Annotated in this window: 26 protein-coding genes; 23 read left to right on the top strand and 3 right to left on the bottom strand. The window is 68.3% G+C overall.

The window, feature by feature from the left end; all coding sequences use genetic code 11:
• The first annotated feature begins 20 nt into the window (after positions 1-20).
• The 6 genes from ACWETB_RS03910 to ACWETB_RS03935 are packed head-to-tail and all read left to right on the top strand — an operon-like array spanning position 21 to position 5224.
• Positions 21-1316 carry an adenosylmethionine--8-amino-7-oxononanoate transaminase gene (locus tag ACWETB_RS03910; RefSeq protein ID WP_452209395.1) on the top strand — a complete coding sequence of 432 codons (1296 nt, stop codon included), beginning with the start codon at positions 21-23 and terminating at the stop codon, positions 1314-1316.
• Entirely contained in the window at positions 1313-2512 is a 1200-nt protein-coding gene (locus tag ACWETB_RS03915) for an 8-amino-7-oxononanoate synthase (protein WP_452209397.1), read from the top strand. The genes ACWETB_RS03910 and ACWETB_RS03915 overlap by 4 nt, the downstream gene beginning before the upstream one ends.
• Positions 2509-3294: a dethiobiotin synthase gene (gene bioD, locus ACWETB_RS03920; protein ID WP_452209399.1), complete on the top strand. Its 786-nt coding sequence runs from the start codon at positions 2509-2511 to the stop codon at positions 3292-3294. Before ACWETB_RS03915 ends, bioD begins: the two co-directional genes overlap by 4 nt.
• Positions 3294-4331, top strand: a complete 1038-nt coding sequence (gene bioB, locus ACWETB_RS03925; RefSeq protein ID WP_449743928.1) for a biotin synthase BioB — start codon at positions 3294-3296, stop codon at positions 4329-4331. Before bioD ends, bioB begins: the two co-directional genes overlap by 1 nt.
• Positions 4332-4343: 12 nt before the next feature.
• Complete coding sequence (gene bsaP, locus ACWETB_RS03930; RefSeq protein ID WP_452209401.1) at positions 4344-4613, top strand: biotin synthase auxiliary protein BsaP; 270 nt, start codon at positions 4344-4346, stop codon at positions 4611-4613.
• Positions 4610-5224: a DUF2567 domain-containing protein gene (locus tag ACWETB_RS03935; RefSeq protein ID WP_452209403.1), complete on the top strand. Its 615-nt coding sequence runs from the start codon at positions 4610-4612 to the stop codon at positions 5222-5224. The genes bsaP and ACWETB_RS03935 overlap by 4 nt, the downstream gene beginning before the upstream one ends.
• Here ACWETB_RS03935 and ACWETB_RS03940 read toward each other — a convergent pair.
• Both ACWETB_RS03940 and ACWETB_RS03945 read right to left on the bottom strand, forming a co-directional pair.
• Positions 5208-5894, bottom strand: a complete 687-nt coding sequence (locus tag ACWETB_RS03940; RefSeq protein ID WP_449743931.1) for an NrtR DNA-binding winged helix domain-containing protein — start codon at positions 5892-5894, stop codon at positions 5208-5210. The genes ACWETB_RS03935 and ACWETB_RS03940 overlap by 17 nt on opposite strands.
• A gap of 15 nt (positions 5895-5909) precedes the next feature.
• Positions 5910-6380 carry a LuxR C-terminal-related transcriptional regulator gene (locus tag ACWETB_RS03945; protein ID WP_449743932.1) on the bottom strand — a complete coding sequence of 157 codons (471 nt, stop codon included), beginning with the start codon at positions 6378-6380 and terminating at the stop codon, positions 5910-5912.
• 446 nt (positions 6381-6826) lie between these two features.
• Here ACWETB_RS03945 and nadA point away from each other — a divergent pair, with 446 nt between their 5' ends.
• Together nadA and nadC are read left to right on the top strand one after the other, a co-directional pair.
• Positions 6827-7900, top strand: coding sequence for a quinolinate synthase NadA (gene nadA, locus ACWETB_RS03950; protein WP_452209406.1), 1074 nt, complete (start codon positions 6827-6829; stop codon positions 7898-7900).
• A gap of 4 nt (positions 7901-7904) precedes the next feature.
• Positions 7905-8822: a carboxylating nicotinate-nucleotide diphosphorylase gene (gene nadC / locus ACWETB_RS03955; RefSeq protein WP_449743935.1), complete on the top strand. Its 918-nt coding sequence runs from the start codon at positions 7905-7907 to the stop codon at positions 8820-8822.
• Between the two features lie 495 nt (positions 8823-9317).
• On the opposite strand, the gene ACWETB_RS03960 is transcribed toward nadC, so the two are convergent.
• Entirely contained in the window at positions 9318-10577 is a 1260-nt protein-coding gene (locus ACWETB_RS03960) for a DUF4303 domain-containing protein (protein ID WP_452209408.1), read from the bottom strand.
• Between the two features lie 213 nt (positions 10578-10790).
• Between ACWETB_RS03960 and hisD the strand changes: the two genes are divergently transcribed.
• The 15 genes from hisD to trpA all read left to right on the top strand — a co-directional run bounded on the left by hisD (position 10791) and on the right by trpA (position 23403).
• The gene (gene hisD, locus ACWETB_RS03965; protein ID WP_452209410.1) at positions 10791-12137 is read left to right on the top strand and encodes a histidinol dehydrogenase; all 1347 of its coding nucleotides are present in this window, start codon (positions 10791-10793) and stop codon (positions 12135-12137) included.
• Positions 12134-13273 (top strand): histidinol-phosphate transaminase, encoded by a 1140-nt coding sequence (locus tag ACWETB_RS03970; RefSeq protein WP_452209412.1) that lies wholly within the window; start codon positions 12134-12136, stop codon positions 13271-13273. Before hisD ends, ACWETB_RS03970 begins: the two co-directional genes overlap by 4 nt.
• Positions 13274-13279: 6 nt before the next feature.
• Positions 13280-13927, top strand: coding sequence for an imidazoleglycerol-phosphate dehydratase HisB (hisB, locus tag ACWETB_RS03975; protein WP_452209520.1), 648 nt, complete (start codon positions 13280-13282; stop codon positions 13925-13927).
• The gene (gene hisH / locus ACWETB_RS03980; RefSeq protein WP_348804026.1) at positions 13924-14571 is read left to right on the top strand and encodes an imidazole glycerol phosphate synthase subunit HisH; all 648 of its coding nucleotides are present in this window, start codon (positions 13924-13926) and stop codon (positions 14569-14571) included. Before hisB ends, hisH begins: the two co-directional genes overlap by 4 nt.
• Complete coding sequence (locus ACWETB_RS03985) at positions 14568-14846, top strand: hypothetical protein (protein WP_452209414.1); 279 nt, start codon at positions 14568-14570, stop codon at positions 14844-14846. The genes hisH and ACWETB_RS03985 overlap by 4 nt, the downstream gene beginning before the upstream one ends.
• 74 nt (positions 14847-14920) lie before the next feature.
• Positions 14921-15664 (top strand): bifunctional 1-(5-phosphoribosyl)-5-((5-phosphoribosylamino)methylideneamino)imidazole-4-carboxamide isomerase/phosphoribosylanthranilate isomerase PriA, encoded by a 744-nt coding sequence (gene priA / locus ACWETB_RS03990; RefSeq protein ID WP_348804024.1) that lies wholly within the window; start codon positions 14921-14923, stop codon positions 15662-15664.
• Complete coding sequence (locus ACWETB_RS03995; RefSeq protein WP_348804023.1) at positions 15661-16548, top strand: inositol monophosphatase family protein; 888 nt, start codon at positions 15661-15663, stop codon at positions 16546-16548. The genes priA and ACWETB_RS03995 overlap by 4 nt, the downstream gene beginning before the upstream one ends.
• Complete coding sequence (gene hisF, locus ACWETB_RS04000; RefSeq protein ID WP_348804021.1) at positions 16545-17345, top strand: imidazole glycerol phosphate synthase subunit HisF; 801 nt, start codon at positions 16545-16547, stop codon at positions 17343-17345. Before ACWETB_RS03995 ends, hisF begins: the two co-directional genes overlap by 4 nt.
• A gap of 3 nt (positions 17346-17348) precedes the next feature.
• Positions 17349-17759, top strand: a complete 411-nt coding sequence (hisI, locus tag ACWETB_RS04005) for a phosphoribosyl-AMP cyclohydrolase (protein ID WP_452209417.1) — start codon at positions 17349-17351, stop codon at positions 17757-17759.
• A gap of 2 nt (positions 17760-17761) precedes the next feature.
• On the top strand, positions 17762-17941 hold the full coding sequence (locus ACWETB_RS04010) for a tautomerase family protein (RefSeq protein WP_348804019.1): 180 nt from the start codon (positions 17762-17764) through the stop codon (positions 17939-17941).
• On the top strand, positions 17938-19542 hold the full coding sequence (locus ACWETB_RS04015; RefSeq protein WP_348804017.1) for an anthranilate synthase component I: 1605 nt from the start codon (positions 17938-17940) through the stop codon (positions 19540-19542). Before ACWETB_RS04010 ends, ACWETB_RS04015 begins: the two co-directional genes overlap by 4 nt.
• Positions 19535-20317, top strand: coding sequence for a TIGR02234 family membrane protein (locus tag ACWETB_RS04020; protein WP_452209420.1), 783 nt, complete (start codon positions 19535-19537; stop codon positions 20315-20317). Before ACWETB_RS04015 ends, ACWETB_RS04020 begins: the two co-directional genes overlap by 8 nt.
• 108 nt (positions 20318-20425) lie before the next feature.
• Positions 20426-21244, top strand: coding sequence for an indole-3-glycerol phosphate synthase TrpC (gene trpC, locus ACWETB_RS04025; protein WP_452209422.1), 819 nt, complete (start codon positions 20426-20428; stop codon positions 21242-21244).
• Between the two features lie 60 nt (positions 21245-21304).
• Positions 21305-22585: a tryptophan synthase subunit beta gene (gene trpB, locus ACWETB_RS04030; RefSeq protein WP_452209424.1), complete on the top strand. Its 1281-nt coding sequence runs from the start codon at positions 21305-21307 to the stop codon at positions 22583-22585.
• Complete coding sequence (gene trpA, locus ACWETB_RS04035) at positions 22582-23403, top strand: tryptophan synthase subunit alpha (RefSeq protein WP_452209426.1); 822 nt, start codon at positions 22582-22584, stop codon at positions 23401-23403. The genes trpB and trpA overlap by 4 nt, the downstream gene beginning before the upstream one ends.
• The last annotated feature ends 21 nt before the right edge of the window (positions 23404-23424 follow it).

Here is a 23424-nt window from a genome sequence, read left to right on the forward strand (position 1 = left end):
GTCACCAGAGGAACTCCACCGTGGACCAGGCAAGCATCAGTCGCATCGATGCGCAGCACATCTGGCATCCCTACGGGGCCATCCCGGCCGCCTCGGAGCCGCTCGTGGTGCGTGCCGCCGACGGCGTTCACCTGCATCTCGCCGACGGTCGCAGCGTCGTCGACGGCATGAGCTCCTGGTGGGCCGCGATCCACGGGTACCGCCATCCGGTCCTCGACGACGCCGCGCGCCGACAACTCGACTCGATGTCACACGTGATGTTCGGCGGCCTCACCCACGAACCCGCCGCTCGTCTGGCACAACTGCTCGTCGACATCACCCCCAGTGGGCTGCAGAAGGTCTTCTTCTGCGATTCCGGGTCGGTGTCGGTGGAGGTCGCCATCAAGATGGCCCTGCAGTTCTGGCGTGGCCGCGGTGAACCGGGGCGCACGAAACTGCTCACCTGGCGCGGCGGATACCACGGTGACACCTTCGCGCCGATGAGCGTCTGCGACCCCGACGGCGGCATGCACTCGATGTGGACTGACGTTCTCGCACAACAACTTTTCGTTCCCGCGCCACCGGCCGACCACGATGCCGCGTATGTGGCCGCCGTCGCGGAGACGGTACGCGCCCACCGTGACGAGCTCGCCGCGATCATCGTCGAACCGGTCGTGCAGGGCGCCGGCGGAATGCGTTTCCACGACCCCGGATACCTCGCCGACCTGCGCCGCATCTGTGACGATCACGATGTCCTGCTGATCTTCGACGAGATCGCCACCGGTTTCGGGCGCACCGGGGAGATGTTCGCCGCCGACCATGCCGGGGTCGTGCCCGACATCATGTGCGTCGGCAAGGCGCTGACCGGCGGATACCTCACCTTGGCAGCGGCCCTGTGCACCGACGAACTCGCCGCGGTCATCAGCGCCGGTGAGGCCGGGGGACTGGCCCACGGCCCGACCTTCATGGCCAATCCGCTCGCCTGCGCCATCGCGGTGGCCTCCACCGAACTGCTGCTCGCCGGCGCGTGGCGCGTCGACGTCGCGCGCATCGGCGACAGCCTGCGTACCGGCCTGGAACCGCTGCGTGGAATCACCGGCGTCGCCGACGTGCGCGTGCGCGGCGCGATCGGCGTCGTCGAACTCGACCACCCCGTCGACCTGGCCGCGGCGACGACGGCGGCCGTGAACGCCGGGGCCTGGCTACGCCCGTTCCGCAACCTGATCTACGCGATGCCGCCCTTCATCTGCACCGCCGACGACGTCGAGGTGATCACCCGCGGCATGCGGGCCGCCGTCGACGCCAGTCTCGCCGTACCCGCCGGAGGTCACCCGTGACGACGCTGAACCCCACCACGACCGCCGCCACCGGCGAATCGGTCGCCCTGTCCTGGCTGCACAACGCCGCCCGTGCCACGAAAGAGGCCGGGCTGCACCGCGAACCGATCGTGCGGACCGCCGGCGCGGGCCTGCTCAACCTCGCCTCCAACGACTATCTCGGGCTCTCGACTCATCCGCACGTGATCGATGCCGCTCGGTCCGCGGTAACGCAATGGGGCGCCGGCTCGACCGCATCGCGACTGGTCGTCGGCACCACCGCGGCGCACGTCGACTTCGAGCACGAGATCGCCGACTTCCTCGGATTCCCTGCCGCGCTGATGTTCTCGTCCGGCTACCTCGCCAACGTCGGGGCGATCACCGCCCTCGTCGGACGCGGCGATCTCATCGTCTCCGACACCGGAACCCACGCCTCGCTCATCGACGGCTGCCGGCTGTCGCGGGCACGGGTCGCGGTGGTCGACCGCGGCGACGTCGCGGCTGTGCGCGCGGCACTGGCCGACCGTGCCGAAGAGCGTGCCCTCGTCGTCACCGACTCGATCTACAGCGTCGACGGAGCCGCCGCCCCGGTGTCCGAGTTATACACCGCTGCACGTGAATTCGGTGCCGCACTGCTCGTCGACGAGGCTCACGGCCTCGGTGTGCGCGGCCCGGGCGGTCGGGGAGTGATCGCCGAGGTCGGCCTGTCCGGCGCACCCGACCTCGTCGCCACGACCGTCGCGTCGAAGTCCCTGGGCGCACAGGGTGGTGTGGTGCTCGGGCCGGCGGTGTTGCGTGATCACCTGACCGACCGCGCCCGCACCTTCATCTTCGACACCGGTCTCAACCCCGCCGCCGTTGGCGCGGCCCACGCCGCACTGCACATCCTGCGGGCGCAACCGGATATGCCGCAGCAGCTGCGCCACAACATGATTCGCATGGCCGATCTTCTCGACGTGGCATTGCCCATCGGCCCGGACGGCGCGGTAGAGACCTCGGCGGTGCTCTCGATCATCATCGGTGACCCGCAGCCCGCGGTCGCCGCGGCCGCCGCCTGCCGGAACGCCGGGGTGCTGGTGGGGTGCTTCCGCCCGCCGTCGGTGCCGCCGGGTACCTCCCGCTTGCGGCTGACCCTGCGCGCCGATCTCGACGACGCCGACATCGACCACGCCGCCGACGTGGTACGCGCGGCGCTGCACGAGGTGGGTGCGCGATGACCCTCGATCCGTGGTGGAAGCCCACCCGGCCGGTCGCCGGCCGGAGCCTGGTGATCACCGGCACCTCCACCGACGTCGGCAAGACCATCGTCTCCGCGGCACTCGCCGCGACCCTCGACGCCGCCGGCACCGACGTCGCCGTCTGCAAACCCGCGCAGACCGGTGTCGGACCCGACGAGCCGGGCGATCTGGCGAGGATCACCGCCCTCGCGGGCGACCTGCCGACGTGGGAGGGGGCGCGGTTTCCGGATCCGCTCGCCCCGGAAACCGCCGCGCACCGCGCCGGATTACCGCAACTCGACATCAACGACGTGGTGCCCGGGGTGGCCGACGTCGTCGGCAACCATCGGCTCACCCTCATCGAGGGCGCCGGCGGTGTACTGGTGCGACTCGCCCCCGGGTTCACGATCCTCGACGTGGCACGCGCTCTTGGTTCGTCGGTCCTCGTCGTCACCCAACCGGGACTCGGAGCGCTCAACCACGCCGAGCTGACCGTGGCGGCCGTCCGCGCGGCCGGCGTCGACGTCGCCGGCCTCGTCATCGGATCCTGGCCCGCCGCTCCCGATCTCGCGATGCGCTGCAATCGACACGACCTCCCGCGCCTGACCGGTGTACCGGTCGTCGGCGTCCTGCCCGAGGGCGCCGGCGCGATGTCGGGTGAGGCATTCCGCTCCGCGGCACCCACCTGGTTCGACGCCGATTGGATCACCGCGATCCGCACCCAAGCGACTTCCCCGCAGACCACCCTGACCGACGACAGCCACCTCGAAGGAATCTTCTGATGACCCAGGCCCCGATAGCCCCCGCCACCGTCGACGCCGACACCGCCGACATCCTCACCGTCGCCCGCGAGCAGGTCCTCGAACGCGGCGAGGGCCTGACCCGGGAGCAGGTGCTCACCGTGCTCCGGTTGGGTGACGACCGCCTCACCGAACTATTGCAGCTCGCGCACGACGTGCGGATGCGCTGGTGCGGCCCCGAGGTCGAGGTCGAGGGCATCATCTCGCTGAAAACCGGTGGCTGCCCGGAGGATTGCCACTTCTGCTCACAGTCGGGGTTGTTCGCCTCGCCGGTGCGCAGCGCCTGGATCGACATCCCGTCGCTGGTCGAGGCGGCCAAGCAGACGGCGAAGACCGGCGCCACCGAGTTCTGCATCGTCGCCGCGGTCCGCGGCCCGGACAAGCGGCTGCTGAGCCAGGTCGCCGCGGGCATCGAGGCGATCCGCAACGAGGTCGACATCCAGATCGCCTGCAGCCTGGGCATGTTGACCCAGGAGCAGGTCGACCAACTCCGCGACATGGGCGTGCACCGCTACAACCACAACCTGGAGACCGCGCGCAGCCACTTCCCGAACGTCGTCACCACCCACACCTGGGAAGAGCGTTGGGACACCCTGCGGATGGTGCGCGACGCCGGCATGGAGGTCTGCTGCGGCGGCATCCTCGGCATGGGGGAAACCCTCGAGCAGCGTGCCGAGTTCGCCGCCGACCTCGCCTCGCTCGATCCCGACGAGGTGCCGCTGAACTTCCTCAACCCGCGGCCGGGTACCCCGTTCGGTGACCTCGACGTGTTGCCGGCCGCCGAGGCGCTCAAGTCGGTCGCGGCGTTCCGTCTGGCATTGCCGCGCACCATCCTGCGTTTCGCCGGCGGTCGCGAGATCACCCTCGGCGACCTCGGCGCCAAGCAGGGCATCCTCGGCGGTATCAACGCCGTGATCGTCGGCAATTACCTGACCACGCTCGGTCGTCCTGCCGAGGACGATCTGGACCTGCTCAGCGATTTGTCGATGCCGATCAAGGCACTCAACGACAGCATCTGATTACCTGGTGAGATGAGAGCAACCACGATGAGTGCCGCCGCGGCGGCGACCGACATTCCCGGTCCGCTCGACGAGCCGCATCGCTACGGCGTCTACACCGGCATCGAACTGGAGATCCAGGCGCCCGACGCGGTGCCGACCGCGGCACGCCTCGGCCTGGAACCGCCACGGTTCTGTGGCCGGTGCGGTCGGCGGATGGTGGTGCAGGTCCGTCCCGACGGCTGGGATGCGCGGTGTTCGCGCCACGGCACGGTCGACTCCAGTGAGTTGGGACGCCGGTGAGCGAGGTGGCCGGCGCTGCAACCGTCGCGCCCGCGATCGAGACGCGCCCGCGCATCCGGCATCGAACACCTGCGACCCTGCTGGCCGCCGTCGGGGTCGTCGTGCTGTTCGGCGTCATCGCGGGTGCCGTGTGGGCGGTCGCCACACCCGGGGCCTCCGCGGTGAAGGGCCGCACCCAGGTGTTCATGGTCGACAGCATCGCCGGGGTCGCGACATTCGCGTTCGTGATGTTCGGCTTCGGTGTCGTCGCCGCGATCGTGACGTGGTTCGTCGCGTCGGGCTGGCGCGGCCTGCCCGGTTACGCCGCGATGCTGGCGTCGACGGTCTTCGGTGGCGCGCTGGCCGGTGTCGTCGGTTCGGCTTTCGCCGCGCGACGCTTCCCGAATCCGGATTCGTTCGGAGTCGGGGACGTGTTCACCGCCGTCCCACAGCTCTGGCTCGACGGCGTGACCCGCGGATCACCCAGTGGCCCTTGGATTCTGCTGATCTGTGCGCCGCTCACCGCGACAGTGGTGTACCTACTGGCCGCCATCGTGAGCCGACGCGGTGACCTCGGGGTCGGCGACGGCCGGATCGAGCAGTCCGACGATGCGATCACATCGGTGGTTTGAGGGTCGCGAACTCGTCGGTGACGCGCAACTGCGTGTCGGCGAATGCGTAGAGCGCCGGCGGGCGACCTCCGGAGCGGCCAGTGCGGCCCAACGTTCCGGTGGCCACCACCACACCGCGGCGGCTCAGGATGCGCAGCAGGTTTGTGGTGTCGACGCGATACCCGAGTGCGGCGCCGTAGATCTCGGAGAGTTCCGACATCGGAAACCCCGAGGGCGCCAACGCGAATGCGATGTTGGTGTAGGACAGCTTGGCCGCCAGGCGGTGCCGGCCTGCGTCGATGATGGCGGCGTGGTCGTAGGCCAGGGACTGCTCGGCAAGAGTGTCGACCCGGTGCCACGCGGCCGTCGGCGGGAGCCGGGTTGCCGCGTCGGTCGGCACCAGACCCAGATAGGTCGACGCGATCGTCCGCACCTCGGGGACCCGCCCGGGATCGGAGAACACCGACAACTGCTCGAGGTGCGCGACCGTGGTGACGTCGAGGTTCTCGGTGAGAAAGCGACGAGCGCTGGCCGACAGGGTTTCGGCGGCACCGGCAACGTCACCGCCCGGCAGCGACCACGGTGAATTCTCGTCGGTCCGCCACAGCAGGACAAACAGGTCGGGCTGGCCACCGGGGGAGATCGGGCGCACCTGGAAGACGACAGAGAGCACCTCGACCCGCAGCGACATGCGCTCGATAGTAGGTCAGAGGTCGTCGAGGACCACGAGTCCGTCCTGGATGGCCCGTGCGACGAGCGACGCCTTGGTGCGTGCGGTGCGGCCGGCTTCGGCGTACTTGACGCGGATGCGGGCGAGGTGGGTGTTGACGGTGCCCACCGAGATCATCAACTGGGTGGCGGCCTCCGACTTCGAGTCCACGAGCAGCCAGGTGCGCAGCACCTCGACCTCCCGTGTGGTCAACGGGACCGGGGTGTACTGCGGGGACGTCGGCTCACTGGGGACCGCCCGCAATGCCGCCGGTGGCGCCATCAGATCGGCGGCTGACCCAGGCCGACGGGCGGCGAGGCGGTCGAGGGCCTCCTGACGACGGCGCATCGCCTGCAACGGCGTCGAGTACGCGCGGCGGACACCGAGGACCGGGCGCGGCGGAACCGCGGTCGGGATCTGTCGATGACTCGGGCCGTCGGAGGTGTTGGCATTGCGCGAAGCGGTCATGATGATCATGTCTCCTGGGGCAGGTGAGCGGGGGTTTCTTCTGCTACTGCGGTGCGTTATGAACGCTACGGAGCGAAACGATCGCGCAAACGCGTAGTGGACTACTTGGAATGCGCTTGGAACTACTCGACCCCGCGTTCGCACCCGCGCGACCAGCCGGATCCCGCCACGGCACAGACGGCGCTCGCCACGGCACTGACGGCGCTCGCCACGACGTTGACATCGCCGTCCGCCACGTCGACAGCGCTCTCCACGACACCCCGTGTTGTCGCTGTTCGGGCGCTTCGTCACCGTGAAGCGGCGCGGCGGCATCGGGCCGGAATGTCCGCGCGCGTGCCGGTGTTACGATCATCACCAGGTTTTCGATCACTAGTCGAAAACCGGCTCGAGGCGCAGACCGCGCCGAGACCACGCCGCCGCCCGGCGGCAGGGAGATGGAGTGGCAGATGAGCATCACCAGCGACCGCGCCGCGGTGACTGACGCGACCCTGATAGACGCACCGGGTCTCATCGATGCGCAATGGGTCGACGGCCCCGGTGGCTACTCGGGTGTCGAGCCGACCCCGGAGTGGGCAGAGGAGATCCGTCGCCTCGCACGCGCGCGCAACGCGACCCTGCTGGCGCACAACTACGAACTGCCGGCGATCCAGGACGTCGCCGACCACGTCGGTGACTCCCTCGCTCTCTCACGCATCGCGGCCGAGGTCGACTCCGACGAGATCGTCTTCTGTGGGGTGCACTTCATGGCCGAGACCGCCAAGATCCTGAGCCCCGACAAGCGGGTTCTGATTCCCGACGCCCGCGCCGGGTGCTCGCTCGCCGACTCGATCACCGCCGACGAACTGCGCGAGTGGAAGGACGAGTTCCCCGACGCCGTCGTGGTGTCCTATGTGAACACCACCGCAGAGGTGAAGGGACTCACCGACATCTGCTGCACCTCGTCCAACGCCGTCGACGTCGTCGCCTCCATCGACCCCGACCGTGACGTCCTATTCCTGCCGGATCAGTTCCTCGGCGCACACGTTAAGCGCGAGACCGGCCGCGACAACATCCACATCTGGGCCGGCGAATGTCACGTCCACGCCGGCATCAACGGCGACGAGCTCACCGAGCAGGCGGCCGCCCATCCCGATGCCGATCTGTTCATCCACCCCGAATGTGGTTGTGCCACTTCGGCTCTCTATCTGGCCGGTGAGGGTGCGGTGCCCGATGACCGCGTCCAGATCCTCTCCACCGGCGGAATGATCGACGCCGCCCGCGAGACCGGCGCCAAGCAGGTTCTCGTCGCGACAGAGATCGGCATGCTGCACCAGTTGCGCAAGGCGGCCCCGGGTATCGACTTCCAGGCGGTCAACGATCGCGCATCGTGCCCGTACATGAAGATGATCACGCCGGCCGCGCTGCTGCGCGCGCTGCGTGAGGGTCGCGACGAGGTGTTCGTCGCCGACGACGTCGCCGAGCGCGCTCGTCGCAGCGTCGAGCGGATGATCGCCATCGGTAATCCCGGTTCGGGTGAATAGGGCTGTGTCGCAAAATAGTTCATCGTCGCAGGGATTCGTCGGCCAACTCGTCGCCGACGACAACCTCGACCTCGCCATCACCGACGAGGTCCGTGCACTGATCCGCACGGCGCTCGACGAGGACCTGCGCTACGGCCCGGACGTCACCACCGCGGCGACGGTCCCCGCCGATGCGGTGACCGACGCCGCGGTCGTCAGTCGCGCCCACGGCGTGGTGGCAGGCCTACCGGTGGTGGTGGCGGTACTCGACGAGGTCATCGGGTTCGGTGCCTACGAGGTCACCGCGCAGGTGGCCGATGGCACTCGGGTCGCGCCCGGCGACACCGTCCTTGCCGTTCGTGCGCCCACCGCACCGTTGCTGACCGCAGAGCGCACGGCACTGAATCTGGCGTGTCACCTGTCCGGTATCGCCACCGCGACCGCCCACTGGGTCGACGCCATCGCCGGAACCGCCGCCAGGGTTCGCGACTCGCGAAAGACACTGCCCGGCTTGCGTTATCTGCAGAAGTACGCGGTGCGCGCAGGCGGGGGAGTCAATCACCGGATGGGTCTCGGCGATGCCGCCCTCATCAAGGACAACCACGTCGCCGCCGCGGGATCGGTGAGTGCGGCGCTGGCCGCCGTGCGATCGGCCGCCCCGGATCTGCCGGTGGAGGTCGAGGTCGATTCGCTCGACCAACTCGACGAGGTGCTCGCATTCGAGCCGCAGTTGGTGCTGTTGGACAACTTCGAGTTGTGGGCGACCCAGATGGCGGTGTCCCGCCGCAACAACCGGTCACCGCAGACGAAGCTGGAGTCGTCAGGAGGCCTGACGCTCGATCAGGCCGCCGACTATGCCCGTACCGGCGTCGACTATCTGGCGGTCGGTGGGCTCACCCACTCGGTGATCGCACTCGACCTCGGCCTCGACATCCCGAGCTGACGCCGTCGCGCGTCGATCAACGGCAAGGGCGCAGAACATCGGCGGTGTCGTGGCCGACTTCGACGACATGTGGCGTTCGAGACGAGGAGACCTGGAGCCGATCAGGTATCTGCTTCGATACCGGGTTGGGGACACCTGGGTGCGGTTCCACACGTTGCCGGGCGCCAAACGGTCCCCGCGCAACGACGCCGAGCGTCCGCGACACGACCACCGAAGATCAGGTACGCGAGCGTCGCATCCGTAGTGGCGGCAACCCACGCAACAGCCGAATCAAACGAGTCCAGGCCGGCGGCCGGATCCACGACCGTCTCGACACCTCCTGAACCAGGCCGCCCACCGGACCGGCCGGGCCGCGCCTGCCGCAGAAACGTTGTGGCAGTGGGGAGTTCCAGATTTACCTTACGAGGGTCCCGACACGGTCCTCCGCTATCGCTCCGGACCGGCTCGACCAGCGGGTCGGTCGCCTCGACCAGCCGGAAGCCGGTTCGTCCTTTGTCACGTCCGGCGGTCGGCAAAGATGCTTCGGAGCAACGGCACTTGGGCGGTGATCTCCGGGTCGGGATCGTTCTCCAACTCGGCGAGGGAATCGAGAAAGCGTTGGCGTCCGGCACCGTCGAGCGGTGCGTGCAACAGGGTGAAGGCAGCGTGGCGTCGGATGATCGCCCAAGGGGAGCGCAGACCGTCGAATAGGGCGGCGACATCGCCCACCGGCACGTCGTGATGTCGGGTCACGCCAGTGCCCATCACGCTCACGAGCGCCCGCTCGATCTCCGGGTGCGCAGTGAGAGCCGCCTCGAGCGGCCGATAGTCCAGCGGATGGTCGGGATCGAGGGCGCGGTAAGGCCCACCGAAGACGTCGTATGCGCCGGGATTGAGAGAGTCGAATTGCGTCACAACGATGTCCGTGTGACCCAGAGTCACGAGCGGGCCCGCCGACCATCGTGACGCGGACTCATCACCGCGGGCAGTGCGCATCCTCGACGTCAGATACTCGACAACGTCGGGCCGGCTGATGCGTATGCGGTCGATGACGAACATCCACCGCCACTCCGGGACGTCCGTCGTCTCGCGAACTCGGCTCATGATCGCGTCGAGAGCGAGGTCGGGTTCGGCGCGACCGAGAGCGATCAACGCTTCGCGCGACTCCTCCCAACCCAACGGGGCATCACTGCTCGTCGCATCCGCGATCAACAGATCGCACCACTCACGGACCTGTTCAGTCACCGGGAGTCCGGCAATACGATCGCGTTCCACCTGCGCGGCGTCGAGATGCGGGAAGTGGCGTCGGAGTTGAGCCTTGCTGATGCACTTGGCGACAAGTTCCTCGGCCTCGTCGACCGCGACCACGAGACACGTCTTGTCGATCACACCGGCGGCCGCGAGTTGCTTCCGCGCCGACTTACATGCCGCGATCACCGACCGATAGAAGCGGGCCTTGACCTTGTCGAAGTGATCGTCATCCCCGTCTCGGGCTGACTTCGACAACAATTCGCTCCACCGCTGGTCCACGTCGGAGGGTTCGCGGGACCAGTCCCAGTCGTAGGGGTGCCACCGTAGGTCGGCGTCGGTGGCCTGCGCGGACTTCTCGCTCGCCACTCCGATCAACGGCCAGGCGATTATCTCGCCGTGCGCGTAGAAACCGAAGACGGCCGCGCCGTAGATCGTTTCGTCTCGATGTCCATCTCGGAACTCTGATACCGCCCGCACGATCGCAAGTCGGATGTGCTCGGTCAGCCCCGCCCAATCGAATGCCACGCGGCGAGCGTAGCGGCGCGCACGGTCGGACACGTTGGTGGGCGGGACAGGAGGATGCGAACCACGTTGAGGCCGGTGGGTCGCATGTGACGAGTGACATGAAAGGTGTTCGCTATGGGTCCCCGAATCCGAGCCGCAGGTGTGGCGTGAAACCCGCTGGCCTGCGACCCGTATCCTGGTTGGGTAAATCCACCAGCCGACCAGGAGTGACCCATGCTCGCCCGAACCGACCTGCGCGGAAGCGCGCCGACGCTCGCCGAACTGCGTCGCGCGCTGCCTCGTGGGGGAACCGACGTCAACGCCGTACTCGACACGGTGGCGCCGGTGGTGCATGCGGTCGCCGATCTCGGAGCCGAGGGCGCCCTGGACTACGGGCACAAGTTCGACGGTGTGCGCCCGGCATCGGTGCGGGTGCCCGCCCAGGTGATCGCCGATGCCCTCGAACGCCTCGACCCGGCGGTCGCCGATGCCCTGCGTGAGTCCATCACCCGGGCGCGGCTCGTCCACGCCGATCAGCGTCGCGAGACCACCCGCACCCAGGTCGTCGACGGTGGCATCGTCAGCGAGAAATGGATTCCGGTCCGGCGCGTCGGCCTCTATGTCCCCGGCGGCAATGCCGTGTATCCGTCATCGGTGATCATGAACGTGGTCCCGGCGCAGGAGGCCGGAGTGGGATCGCTCGTAGTCGCCTCGCCGCCGCAGAAAGACTTCGGCGGATGGCCGCACCCGACGATCCTCGCCGCCTGTGCACTGCTCGGAGTCGACGAGGTATGGGCGGTCGGAGGCGCACAAGGCGTCGCGTTGCTGGCCTACGGTGGCACCGACACCGACGCCGCCGACGAACCCGGAGGCGTCCTCGATCCGGTCGACCTCATCACCGGACCCGGCAACATCTACGTGACCGCGGCCAAGCGTCTCTGTCGTGGTGTCGTCGGCGTCGACGCGGAGGCCGGTCCCACCGAGATCGCGATCCTGGCCGACGCCACCGCGGTCCCCGCGCTGGTCGCCGCCGACCTCATCAGTCAGGCCGAACACGACGTGCTGGCCGCCTCGGTGCTCGTCACCGACAGTGTCGAGCTCGCTGACGCCGTCGACGAGGCGCTGGAAACCCAAGTGGCGCAGACCAAGCACCGCGAGCGCGTGACAACGGCCTTGTCCGGCAAGCAATCCGGGATCGTCCTCGTCGACGACGTCGAGGCCGGTCTCGCGGTGGTCGACGCCTACGCCGCCGAACATCTGGAGATTCAGACCGCCGATGCCGCCGCGGTCGCCGATCGTGTGCACAACGCGGGAGCGATCTTTGTCGGCAACTACGCGCCGGTGAGCCTCGGCGATTACTGCGCGGGATCCAATCACGTTCTGCCGACCTCGGGTTCGGCCCGATTTGCCTCCGGGCTGTCGGTGCAGACCTTCCTGCGTAGCGTGCACGTCATCGACTACGACGAGGCCGCATTGCGTGACGTTGCCGAGAAGGTGGTCACCCTCGCGCAGGCCGAAGACCTTCCGGCGCACGGGGATGCCATCACCCGCCGGTTCGCGACCGAGAGGTCCGTGCAATGACGGCGGTCAGCGATCCGCAGACCCCGGGCGCATCGATCACCGTGGCCGATCTGCCGTTGCGTGACAATCTCCGCGGTAAAACTGCCTATGGCGCACCGCAATTGAAGGTTCCGGTCATTCTCAACACCAACGAGAATCCGCACCCGCCGTCGCCGGCCCTGATCGACGATCTCGCCGAGTCGGTACGTGCCGCAGCCACCGACCTGCACCGCTACCCCGACCGCGACGCGATCGCCCTGCGCACCGAACTGGCCGACTATCTCAGCGCCGCCACCGGTGTTCGGCTGAACGTGAACAACCTCTGGGCCGCCAACGGTTCCAACGAGATCCTGCAGCAGCTGCTGCAGGCGTTCGGTGGTCCCGGGCGCAGCGCGGTGGGTTTCGTGCCGAGTTACTCCATGCACCCGATCATCTCCGACGGCACCGATACCACCTGGCTCGAGGCCAAGCGCAACGCCGACTTCTCCCTCGACATCGACTACGCCGTCGCCGAGATCACCGGTCGGCAACCCGACGTCGTGTTCGTGACCTCACCCAACAATCCGACCGGGGCGTCCATCCCGAACCAGGGACTGCGGGCGATCGTGGCGGCCGCCCCCGGCATCGTCATCGTCGACGAGGCCTACGGAGAGTTCTCCGAACAGCCCAGCGCCACCGAACTCATCGACGAATTCCCGGCCAAGGTGGTGGTCAGCCGCACCATGAGCAAGGCGTTCGCCTTCGCCGGTGGACGTCTCGGCTATCTTGCGGCCTCGCCGGCCATCGTCGAGGCCCTGCAGTTGGTGCGCCTGCCGTATCACCTGTCGGTCCTCACCCAGGCCGCCGCCCGAGCCGCGCTGCGTCACAGCGACGACACCCTGGCCGGCGTCGAGAAGATCATCGCCGAACGCAAGCGGGTCGTCGACGACCTCGAGGCGGCCGGCTTCGACGTCATCGACTCCGATGCCAACTTCGTGCTGTTCGGCCGGTTCGCCGACGCCCCCGCGTCGTGGCAGCGTTACCTCGACGACGGAGTGTTGATCCGCGATGTGTCGATTCCGGGCTACTTGCGTGTCACCATCGGACTGCGCGACGAGAACGACGCCTTCCTCGACGTCAGTCGCCGTCTGGCCGCCACCGATCTGGAGAATGGGTAAGTGACAGTGCAGGATTCGACCACCTCGTCGGCGACGCAGTCGGCGCCGCGCATCGCACGTGTCGAGCGGGCCACCAAGGAGTCCTCGATCACCGTCGAACTCAACCTCGACGGCACCGGCAAGACCGACATCTCCACCGGGATCGCCTTCTTCGACCACATGCTGAACGCCTTTGGCCAGCACGGCAGTTTCGACCTGACCGTGGCGGCCCAGGGCGACGTCGACGTCGAGGGCCACCACACCATCGAGGACACCGCGATCGTGCTCGGTCAGGCCCTCGGCCAGGCACTCGGTGACAAGAAGGGCATCCGCCGGTTCGGTGACTGCTTCATCCCGATGGACGAGACCCTCGCCCACGCTGTCGTCGACGTGTCCGGCCGGCCGTATTGCGTGCACACCGGCGAACCCGATCACCTGCTGACCGCGGTGATCGGCGGCTACCCGGGTGTGCCGTACTCGACGGTCATCAATCGGCACATCTTCGAGTCGATCGCCCTCAACGCCCGGATCGCCCTGCACGTGCGGGTGCTCTATGGCCGCGATCAGCACCACATCACCGAGGCCGAGTTCAAGGCCGTCGCCCGCGCGCTCCGTGAGGCCACCGAGTACGACCCGCGCACCTCGGGTGTGCCGTCGACCAAGGGAGCCCTATGAGCACGACCGGCCCGGACGTCGTCGTCCTCGACTACGGCTCCGGCAACCTCCGGTCGGCGCACCGGGCCCTCGAACGTGTCGGCGGTCAGGTCACCGTGACCAGCGACTTCGATGCTGCACTCAACGCCACCGGACTCGTCGTCCCCGGCGTGGGTGCATTCGCGGCCTGCATGGAGGGTCTGCGGGCGGTCAAGGGCGATCGGATCGTGGGCCGACGCCTCGCCGGTGGCCGCCCGGTGCTGGGGATCTGCGTGGGCATGCAGATCCTCTTCGAGCAGGGTGTGGAGTTCGGCGTCGAGGCGGACGGGTGCGGCGAGTGGCCGGGCGCGGTCACCCGGTTGCCGGCGCCGGTGTTGCCGCACATGGGCTGGAACACCGTCGACGCCCCCGACGACTCCGTACTGTTCCACGGCCTCGACGCCGATACCCGTTTCTACTTCGTGCACTCCTACGCCGCGCAGACCTGGGAGATGGACAACGACGGCACCGCACTGCGGGCACCGAAGCTGACCTGGGGGGACTACGGCGGCAAGTTCCTTGCCGCCGTCGAGAACGGACCACTGAGCGCCACCCAGTTCCATCCGGAGAAGTCCGGTGACGCCGGGGCCCAGCTGCTCCGCAACTGGATCGAGAGTCTGTCATGACCGAATCACCCAAGACCCCCGACACTCCGGCGGAGGAGTACCGCTTCTCCTACGGGCGGTTCGTCGTCTACGTGCTCGGTGCCGGCGCCATCGTCCTGGTGCTGTTCATTCCGATCATCCTCGGCATGGCCAAATGGAATCCGACCGCCGGACTCGGCTCCGCCCTGGTCGCGGTGCTGGCCATGATCGCCGCGATCGGATTCACCTCCCGCTATCAGATCGGCAAGGCGGAGAAGGCGATTCGCGCTTCACGCGGCGAAGGTCCACCGGACTAGGCGACGTCGCACCAGACAACGGTCGGATTCTCGACCCGCTCCGGATACTCAACACAAAGGACTCACCAACTTCCATGGGAACCACTCTCGAACTGCTGCCCGCCGTCGACGTCGCCGACGGGCAGGCCGTACGCCTGGTGCAGGGCGCCGCCGGCACCGAAACCTCCTACGGCTCACCGCGTGAGGCCGCACTCGCCTGGCAGCGGGACGGCGCCGAGTGGATCCACCTCGTCGATCTGGATGCCGCGTTCGGTCGCGGCAACAATCGCGACCTGCTCGCCGAGGTCGTCGGCGAACTCGACGTGAAGGTCGAACTGTCCGGCGGTATCCGTGACGACGAGTCCCTCGACGCCGCGCTGGCGACCGGCTGCACCCGGGTCAACCTCGGAACCGCAGCCCTCGAGAATCCGCAGTGGTGTGCCCGCGCGATCGACAAGTACGGCGATCGCATTGCCGTGGGCCTCGACGTGATCCGAGAGGGCAACTCCTACCGGCTCCGTGGACGCGGCTGGGTCACCGACGGTGGTGACCTGTGGGAGGTCCTGGAACGTCTCAACGGCGACGGATGCGCTCGCTACGTCGTCACCGACGTGTCCAAGGACGGCACCCTCGCCGGCCCCAACCTCGAACTGCTCGCCGAGGTGGCCGCCGCGACCGACGCGCCGATCGTCGCCTCCGGTGGCGTGTCCGCGCTCGACGACCTCGTCGCGATCTCCGGGCTGGTCGATCAGGGCGTCGAAGGCGCCATCGTCGGCAAGGCCCTCTACGCCGGGCGGTTCACCCTGCCCGAGGCGCTGACGGCGGTCGGCGGCCGGTGACCGGAGGCGCCGACCTGGATCTGCCGCGACTGCTCGACGTCGCCGGCACGATCCTCGACGGAGTCGGTGATCAGTTCGTCGCGGGTCTGGGTGCCCCGAGCGCGGTCCGCAAGGGCGACACCGATTTCGCCACCCAGGTGGATCTCGATCTGGAACGCCGGATCTCCGGCGAACTGGCGCAGCGCACCGGAATCGGCGTCCACGGTGAGGAATTCGGTGGTCCTCCGGTCGACGAGGGCGCCGTCTGGGTTCTCGACCCGGTGGATGGCACCTACAACTACTCGTCGGGGATTCCGCTGACCGGGATTCTGCTGGCCCTGCTCGTCGACGGCCAGAGCGTCCTTGGGCTGACCTGGTTGCCGCTGACCGGTCAGCGGTTCGCCGGGTACGCCGGCGGCCGGCTCCTGTGTGACGGCGAACCGGTCGACGCGCGACCGCCGGAGTCGTTGTCGCAGTCGGCGATCGGCTTCGGACCGTTCAACGTGGGGCACGGTGGGCGTTATCCCGGGGCACGCCGCGCCGAATTGATCCGCGCGCTGTCCGGGCGGGTGGCGCGGCTGCGGATGACCGGAAGCACCGGAATCGACATGGCGTATGCCGCGACGGGTGCGTTCGGTGCATCCATCGCCTTCGGGCGACACCCGTGGGACAACGCCGCCGGGGCGGCGCTGGTGCGCTGCGCCGGGGGAGTGGCCACCGATCTGTCCGGGGCGGACTGGACGGTCGCCTCGCCGTCGCTGGTGGCCGGCGCCCCCGGAATTCACCGGGAGGTGATGGCCGTTGTGAACGAGGTGTTCGGCGTGGACCGGCTCGACACCGCCGGCTCGGCGCAGGCGCAGTCGCACGAGAAGGCGCCGACGCAAACGAAGGAGCAGAGCTCATGACCTTGGCGGTTCGTGTCATTCCCTGCCTGGACGTCGACGACGGTCGGGTGGTCAAGGGCGTCAACTTCCAGAACCTGCGTGATGCCGGTGACCCGGTCGAACTGGCGGCGCGCTACGACGCCGAGGGTGCCGACGAACTCACCTTCCTCGACGTCACCGCATCGAGTTCGGGACGGTCGACGATGATCGAGGTGGTCGGGCGCACCGCCGAGCAGATCTTCATCCCGCTCACCGTCGGCGGCGGAATCCGGACCGTCGACGATGTCGACACCATGTTGCGTGCCGGCGCCGACAAGGTCAGCGTCAACACCGCCGCGATCGCACGCCCGGAGGTGCTCGCCGAGATGAGCCGCCGCTTCGGGTCGCAGTGCATCGTGCTGTCGGTGGATGCCCGGACCGTGCCCGCCGACGGCGCACCCACCCCGTCCGGCTGGGAGGTCACCACCCACGGTGGCCGGAAGGGCACCGGCATCGACGCCGTCGAATGGGCCCGGCGCGGACAAGAATTGGGCGTCGGGGAGATCCTGCTCAACTCGATGGACGCCGACGGCACCAAGCAGGGATTCGACCTGCGGATGCTGCGCGCGGTGCGCGCCGCGGTCGACGTCCCGGTCATCGCCAGCGGGGGCGCGGGAAAGGTCGGCGATTTCGCCCCGGCCGTCGAGGCCGGCGCCGACGCGGTTCTGGCCGCCTCGGTGTTCCACTTCGGCGAACTGACGATCGGCGAGGTGAAGGATGCGATGGCCGCGGAGGGCATCACCATTCGCACCGCACGAGACACCCCGATGGAGGTCTGAGACATGGCGTTACCACCGGAACTGGCGGGCAGGCTCGAGCACAACGCCGACGGTCTCTTCGCGGCCGTCGCCCAGGAACGCGAGACCGGCATCGTGCTGATGGTGGCGTGGATGGACGACGTCGCTCTGGAACGCACCCTGCAGACGCGGCGGGCCACCTACTACTCGCGGTCCCGTCAGGAGTACTGGGTCAAGGGGGAGACCAGCGGGCACACCCAGTCGGTGCACGACGTCCGCCTCGACTGCGACGGTGACACCGTCCTGCTCGTCGTCGACCAGGTCGGCGCGGCCTGCCACACCGGCAATCACAGCTGCTTCGACACCGACTCGCTGCTGTCGGAGTTCGCGGCTGCCGAGGCCGTCGGGCCTGAGACAATCGAGGCAGCACACGAAACCACGAAAGGCGGAGGTTAGTCATGCCACTGATCCAGATCTCGCAAACCCCCGGATTGTCAGACCGGGTCAAGCGCGAGACGATCGCCGCGGTCACCGACGCCTACGCCCGTGCCACCGGCAAGAATCCCGACTCGGTGTGGGTCACGATCAACGAGATCCCGCGGGGCCAGTGGGGCGTGGGCGGAGAGCCCCTCGGATGAGCGACACTGCCGCCGACGAGCACGCCGGCTCCCACCGAGCCGCGGCCGATCACGCCACGACCACGACCCTCGCGGAGTTCCTCGACCTCGCCGCCGATCACCGGGTGGTGCCGGTGACCCGCAAGGTGCTGGCCGATTCGGAGACCCCGCTGTCGGCATACCGCAAGCTCGCCGGAGACCGCGAGGGCACCTTCCTGCTGGAGTCCGCGGAGAACGGACGCAGCTGGTCGCGGTGGTCGTTCATCGGTGCCGGCGCACCGTCGGCGCTGACCGTCGTCGACGGCAAGGCGAGCTGGTGGGGTGCGGTTCCGGCCGGAGCCCCGGTCGACGGCGATCCGCTGACCGTGCTGGCCGAATCGTTGCGTCTGCTGGCCACCGATCCGCTGCCCGACATGCCGCCGCTGACCGGCGGATTCGTCGGGTTCATGGCCTACGACATGGTGCGCCGGTTGGAGCGTCTGCCCGAGACCACCGTCGACGATCTGCATCTGCCCGACCTGATGATGCTGTTGGCCACCGATCTCGCCGCTGTCGATCACCACGAGGGGACGATCACCCTGATCGCCAACGCGGTGAACTGGGACGGTTCCGACGACCGCGTCGAACAGGCCTACGCCGACGCCCTTCAACGTCTCGACCGGATGACCGAGGCCCTCGCCGCCCCTGCCCCCTCGACGGTGTCGTTGTTCGACCACCCGACACCCGACTACCGGGTCCAGCGCAGCCGCGAGGAGTATCACGAGATCGTGCGTGACCTGGTCGGCGAGATCGAGGCCGGTGAGGCGTTCCAGGTGGTGCCGTCGATGCGTTTCGAAATCGACAGCGACGCCGACCCCCTCGACGTGTACCGCGTGCTGCGAGCATCCAATCCCAGCCCGTACATGTATCTGCTGCGCATCCCCGGCATCAACGGCGACCCGTTCACCGTGGTCGGATCCAGCCCGGAGGCCCTGGTGACGGTGCACGACCGGGTCGCCACCACGCACCCGATCGCCGGTACCCGATGGCGTGGCGCGACCGAGGAGGAAGACCAGCTCCTCGGGAAGGGTCTGATCGAGGACGAGAAGGAGAACGCCGAACACCTGATGCTCGTCGACCTCGGCCGCAACGACCTCGGCCGGGTGTGCCGACCGGGCACGGTGAAGGTCAGCGACTACCGGCACATCGAGCGATACAGCCACGTGATGCACCTGGTGTCGACGGTGTCGGGGACCCTGCGCGACGACAAGAACGCACTCGACGCCGTCACCGCCTGCTTCCCCGCGGGAACTCTCACCGGCGCGCCCAAGGTGCGGGCGATGGAACTGATCGACGAACACGAACTCACCCGTCGCGGTCTGTACGGCGGCATCGTCGGCTACCTCGACTTCGCCGGCAACGCCGACACCGCCATCGCCATCCGCACGGCCCTGATGTCGCGGGGACGGGCATACGTGCAGGCCGGCGGTGGCGTGGTGGCCGACTCCGACCCGGACTACGAATACAACGAGGCACGAAACAAGGCGACCGCCGTCCTGAACGCGGTGGCGGCGGCGTCGACGATGCGACGCGTCGGCACCGCCACCGGCGGCGGCGTCGCGGAGATCTCCGACGATGACTGACGACTCCACACCCACCGATCCGGACGGCACCACCGAACCGGCAGGCGCCGCCGGCACGGACACGACCGACACCGCCGACACGACCACCACCCGGGCCGCCCGCGTGCGACGCACCAAGATCATCGCGGCGATTCTGCTGGGACTGGGCGCCCTGTTGTTCTGGGTGTCGTCGCGGCTGACGTGGGCGACGGTGTTCGCCGGCGACGGCATGTCCCCGGACCGTTACATGACCGTCAAAGGTGCCGACTGGAGTCCGTGGCTGACCCCGCTGGCACTGGTGTTGCTGGCGGCGATCCTCGCGGCGTTCTCGTTGCGCGGCTGGGGGTTGCGGGTGCTCGCCGTGCTGGTGGCCGTGGGCGGCCTGCTGGCGGCGTTCCCGGCGTTGTCGATGGTGACCAGTTCGTCGGATTCACTGTATGCGGCGCGGGCCATCGACCTGGCCGACAAGTACGTGGTGCGACTGACCACGACCAACGGCTGGGTTGCCGCGGTCGTCATCGCCGGTACCGTCTGCTGCGTGCTGGCGGGCATTCTGCTGCTGCGCGCCGCCTCCGGTGCGGCGATGTCGTCGAAGTACACCACGCCGGCGGCACGGCGGGAGGAACTCGAACGGGAGATCTTCGCCGAGCACAAACGACGCAAGGCCGCCGCCGATAACGCGGAGGACGCCGACAACTCGGCGACCGACGGCACCGCCGCCACCGGAAAGCAGGCCAACGAACGCATGATGTGGGACGCGCTCGACACCGGCATCGATCCCACCGATCAGCGGTGATGGGCCCGTCCCGCGGCCGATCCGCCTGATGTTCGCCCCGGTCACGATGGCTCCGAGGCGTCCGTCTACCCTGGTGGAGGCAAGATCGTCGAAAGGTAACCAGCTGTCGTGAGCATGCCGAACGTCCTCGAGTCGATCATCGAGGGAGTCAAGGCCGACGTCGCCGCGCGTGAAGCGGTCGTCGATTACGCCGCCGTCAAAGCGGCCTCCGAGCAGGCCACCGACCCCAAAGACGTGATGGCCGCGCTCCGACAGCCCGGTATCGGGGTGATCGCCGAGGTGAAGCGCGCCAGCCCGTCGAAGGGTGATCTGGCGACCATCGCCGATCCGGCCGAATTGGCCACCGCCTACGAGGCCGGTGGCGCGCGCATCATCAGCGTGCTGACCGAGGAGCGACGATTCCGCGGCTCTCTCGCCGACCTCGACGCGGTGCGTGCCGCGGTGAACATTCCGGTGCTGCGCAAGGACTTCATCGTCGGGCCGTACCAGATCCACGAGGCCCGCGCCCACGGTGCGGACATGATCCTGCTGATCGTCGCCGCGCTGGAACAGAATGTGTTGGCGTCGCTGCTCGACCGCACCGAGAGTCTGGGCATGACGGCACTCGTCGAGGTGCACACCGAGGACGAGGCCAATCGCGCACTCGAAGCGGGTGCGTCGGTGGTGGGCGTCAACAATCGCAATCTCAAGACCCTCGAGGTCGACCGTGACAATTTCTCGCGGATCGCCCCGGGGCTCCCCACCAAGGTCATCCGCGTCGCCGAATCCGGCGTTCGTGGTACCGCCGACCTGCTGGCGTTCGCGGGTGCCGGCGCCGACGCGGTACTGGTGGGCGAAGGGTTGGTGACCAGCGGTGACCCGCGCACCGCGGTGTCCGAGCTGGTGACCGCCGGAACCCATCCATCTTGTCCGAAACCTGTTCGCTGACAGCCTCATTCGGCGTACGCCGGATGCGGCCGTGGTGACGTGACTGCAGTGAGGTCTCCTGTGACGATCGAATTTCCTACGGCCAGTAAGGGTGTGGCAACCCGCACGTCGATCGAACCCGACGAGGGCGGGCATTTCGGGGAGTACGGTGGCCGGCACGTCCCCGAGGCGTTGATGGCCGTCATCGATGACGTCACCACCTCGTATGAGAAGCTGCGCAGCGACGATGGCTTCCTCACCGAACTCGATCGGCTGCAACGCGATTACGTCGGGCGCCCGTCGCCGCTGTACGAGGCGACCCGGCTGAGCTCGGAGGCCGGCGGAGCGCGGATCTTCCTCAAGCGAGAAGACCTCAACCACACCGGATCTCACAAGATCAACAACGTGCTCGGGCAGTTGCTGCTGGCGCGCCGGATGGGCAAGTCACGCATCATCGCCGAGACGGGCGCGGGCCAGCACGGCGTCGCCACCGCCACCGGATGTGCCCTCTTCGGCATGGAATGCATCATCTACATGGGCCGCGTCGACACCGAACGACAGGCACTCAACGTCGCCCGGATGCGGCTGCTCGGCGCGTCGGTCATCGCCGTCGACACCGGCTCGGCCACGCTGAAGGACGCCATCAACGAGGCACTGCGTGATTGGGTCACCAATGCGCACAACACCTATTACTGTTTCGGTACCGCGGCGGGCCCACATCCGTTCCCGATGCTGGTCCGCGATCTGCAACGCATCGTCGGACTCGAGGCCCGTGCTCAGATCCTCGAGCAGGCCGGACGCCTGCCCGACGCGGTGACCGCGTGTATCGGCGGCGGCTCCAACGCCATCGGCATCTTCCATCCGTTCATCGACGACACCGGTGTGCGATTGGTCGGCTACGAGGCGGCCGGCGACGGCGTCGAGACCGGCCGGCACGCGGCCACATTCACCGGCGGTACTCCCGGTGCGTTCCAGGGCGCCTTTTCCTACCTGCTGCAGGACGAGGACGGCCAGACCATCGAATCGCATTCGATCTCGGCCGGTTTGGACTATCCAGGGGTCGGACCCGAGCATGCCTACCTCAAGGACATCGGGCGGGCGGAGTATCAGCCGATCACCGACACCGAGGCGATGGAGGCGTTGGCGCTGCTGAGCCGTACCGAGGGCATCATTCCCGCGATCGAATCGGCGCATGCGGTGGCCGGCTCCCTCAAGCTCGGCCGTGAGTTGGGTGAGGGCGCGATCATCGTCGTCAGCCTCTCGGGTCGCGGTGACAAGGATGTCGACACCGCCGCGCGATGGTTCCACCTGTTCGACGAGCCGACCGACACCGACACATCCGAAGGAGCGCACGCCCGATGACCCCGAGCACCATCGCCCACGTCGGTCCGTCCCGGCTGTCGCCGGTCTTCGAGAAGTGCCGCGAGCAGGGTCGCGCGGCGCTCATCGGCTACCTGCCCGTCGGGTACCCGACTGTCGCCGCGTCGATCGATTCGTTCACCACGATGGTCGAGGCGGGCTGCGACATCATCGAGGTCGGCATCCCCTATTCGGATCCGGTGATGGACGGCCCGACCATCCAGGAAGCCGCCGACCTGGCATTGACCAACGGGGTGCGGGTCCGGGACGTGTTCACCGCGGTCCGCGCCATCACCGATGCGGGTGGGCAGGCGGTGGTGATGAGCTACTGGAATCCGATCCTGCAGTACGGCGTCGAACGCTTCGCCCATGATCTCGCCGAAGCCGGCGGAGCCGGACTGATCACCCCCAACCTGATTCCGGAGGAGGGCCAGCCATGGCACGTCGCCTCCGACGAGTACGGCCTGGACCGCATCTACCTGGTCGCGCCGTCCTCGACCCCGGAACGGCTCGCCCTGACCATCGACTCGTGCCGCGGATTCGTCTACGCGGCATCGACGATGGGTGTCACCGGTGCCCGGACCACCGTGTCGAACGCGGCGCCCGAACTGTGCGCGCGGGTGCGGGAGTATTCCGACATCCCGATCGGCGTCGGACTCGGTGTCCGCAGCGGTGCGCAGGCCGCCGAGATCGCGTCCTACGCCGACGGCGTCATCGTCGGATCGGCACTGGTCAGTGCTGCCGAGCAGAGCCCGGGTGCCTTGCGTGCGCTGGTTTCCGAGCTCGCCGATGGTGTTGCGCATCCGACCCCACCGCGGTGAGCAGGCCGTCAGCGGTCGGCT

It is taken from the genome of Gordonia sp. NPDC003950 (assembly GCF_053605205.1).

Bases quoted from the DNA above. Each gene is read 5' to 3' on its own strand.
- bioD (WP_452209399.1), top strand. From the start codon at position 2,509: ATGACCCTCGATCCGTGGTGGAAGCCCACCCGGCCGGTCGCCGGCCGG.
- bioB (WP_449743928.1), top strand. From the start codon at position 3,294: ATGACCCAGGCCCCGATAGCCCCCGCCACCGTCGACGCCGACACCGCC.
- bsaP (WP_452209401.1), top strand. From the start codon at position 4,344: ATGAGAGCAACCACGATGAGTGCCGCCGCGGCGGCGACCGACATTCCC.
- ACWETB_RS03940 (WP_449743931.1), bottom strand. From the start codon at position 5,894: ATGTCGCTGCGGGTCGAGGTGCTCTCTGTCGTCTTCCAGGTGCGCCCG.
- ACWETB_RS03945 (WP_449743932.1), bottom strand. From the start codon at position 6,380: ATGACCGCTTCGCGCAATGCCAACACCTCCGACGGCCCGAGTCATCGA.
- nadA (WP_452209406.1), top strand. From the start codon at position 6,827: ATGAGCATCACCAGCGACCGCGCCGCGGTGACTGACGCGACCCTGATA.
- hisD (WP_452209410.1), top strand. From the start codon at position 10,791: ATGCTCGCCCGAACCGACCTGCGCGGAAGCGCGCCGACGCTCGCCGAA.
- ACWETB_RS03970 (WP_452209412.1), top strand. From the start codon at position 12,134: ATGACGGCGGTCAGCGATCCGCAGACCCCGGGCGCATCGATCACCGTG.
- hisH (WP_348804026.1), top strand. From the start codon at position 13,924: ATGAGCACGACCGGCCCGGACGTCGTCGTCCTCGACTACGGCTCCGGC.
- ACWETB_RS03985 (WP_452209414.1), top strand. From the start codon at position 14,568: ATGACCGAATCACCCAAGACCCCCGACACTCCGGCGGAGGAGTACCGC.
- priA (WP_348804024.1), top strand. From the start codon at position 14,921: ATGGGAACCACTCTCGAACTGCTGCCCGCCGTCGACGTCGCCGACGGG.
- hisF (WP_348804021.1), top strand. From the start codon at position 16,545: ATGACCTTGGCGGTTCGTGTCATTCCCTGCCTGGACGTCGACGACGGT.
- hisI (WP_452209417.1), top strand. From the start codon at position 17,349: ATGGCGTTACCACCGGAACTGGCGGGCAGGCTCGAGCACAACGCCGAC.
- ACWETB_RS04010 (WP_348804019.1), top strand. From the start codon at position 17,762: ATGCCACTGATCCAGATCTCGCAAACCCCCGGATTGTCAGACCGGGTC.
- ACWETB_RS04015 (WP_348804017.1), top strand. From the start codon at position 17,938: ATGAGCGACACTGCCGCCGACGAGCACGCCGGCTCCCACCGAGCCGCG.
- ACWETB_RS04020 (WP_452209420.1), top strand. From the start codon at position 19,535: ATGACTGACGACTCCACACCCACCGATCCGGACGGCACCACCGAACCG.
- trpA (WP_452209426.1), top strand. From the start codon at position 22,582: ATGACCCCGAGCACCATCGCCCACGTCGGTCCGTCCCGGCTGTCGCCG.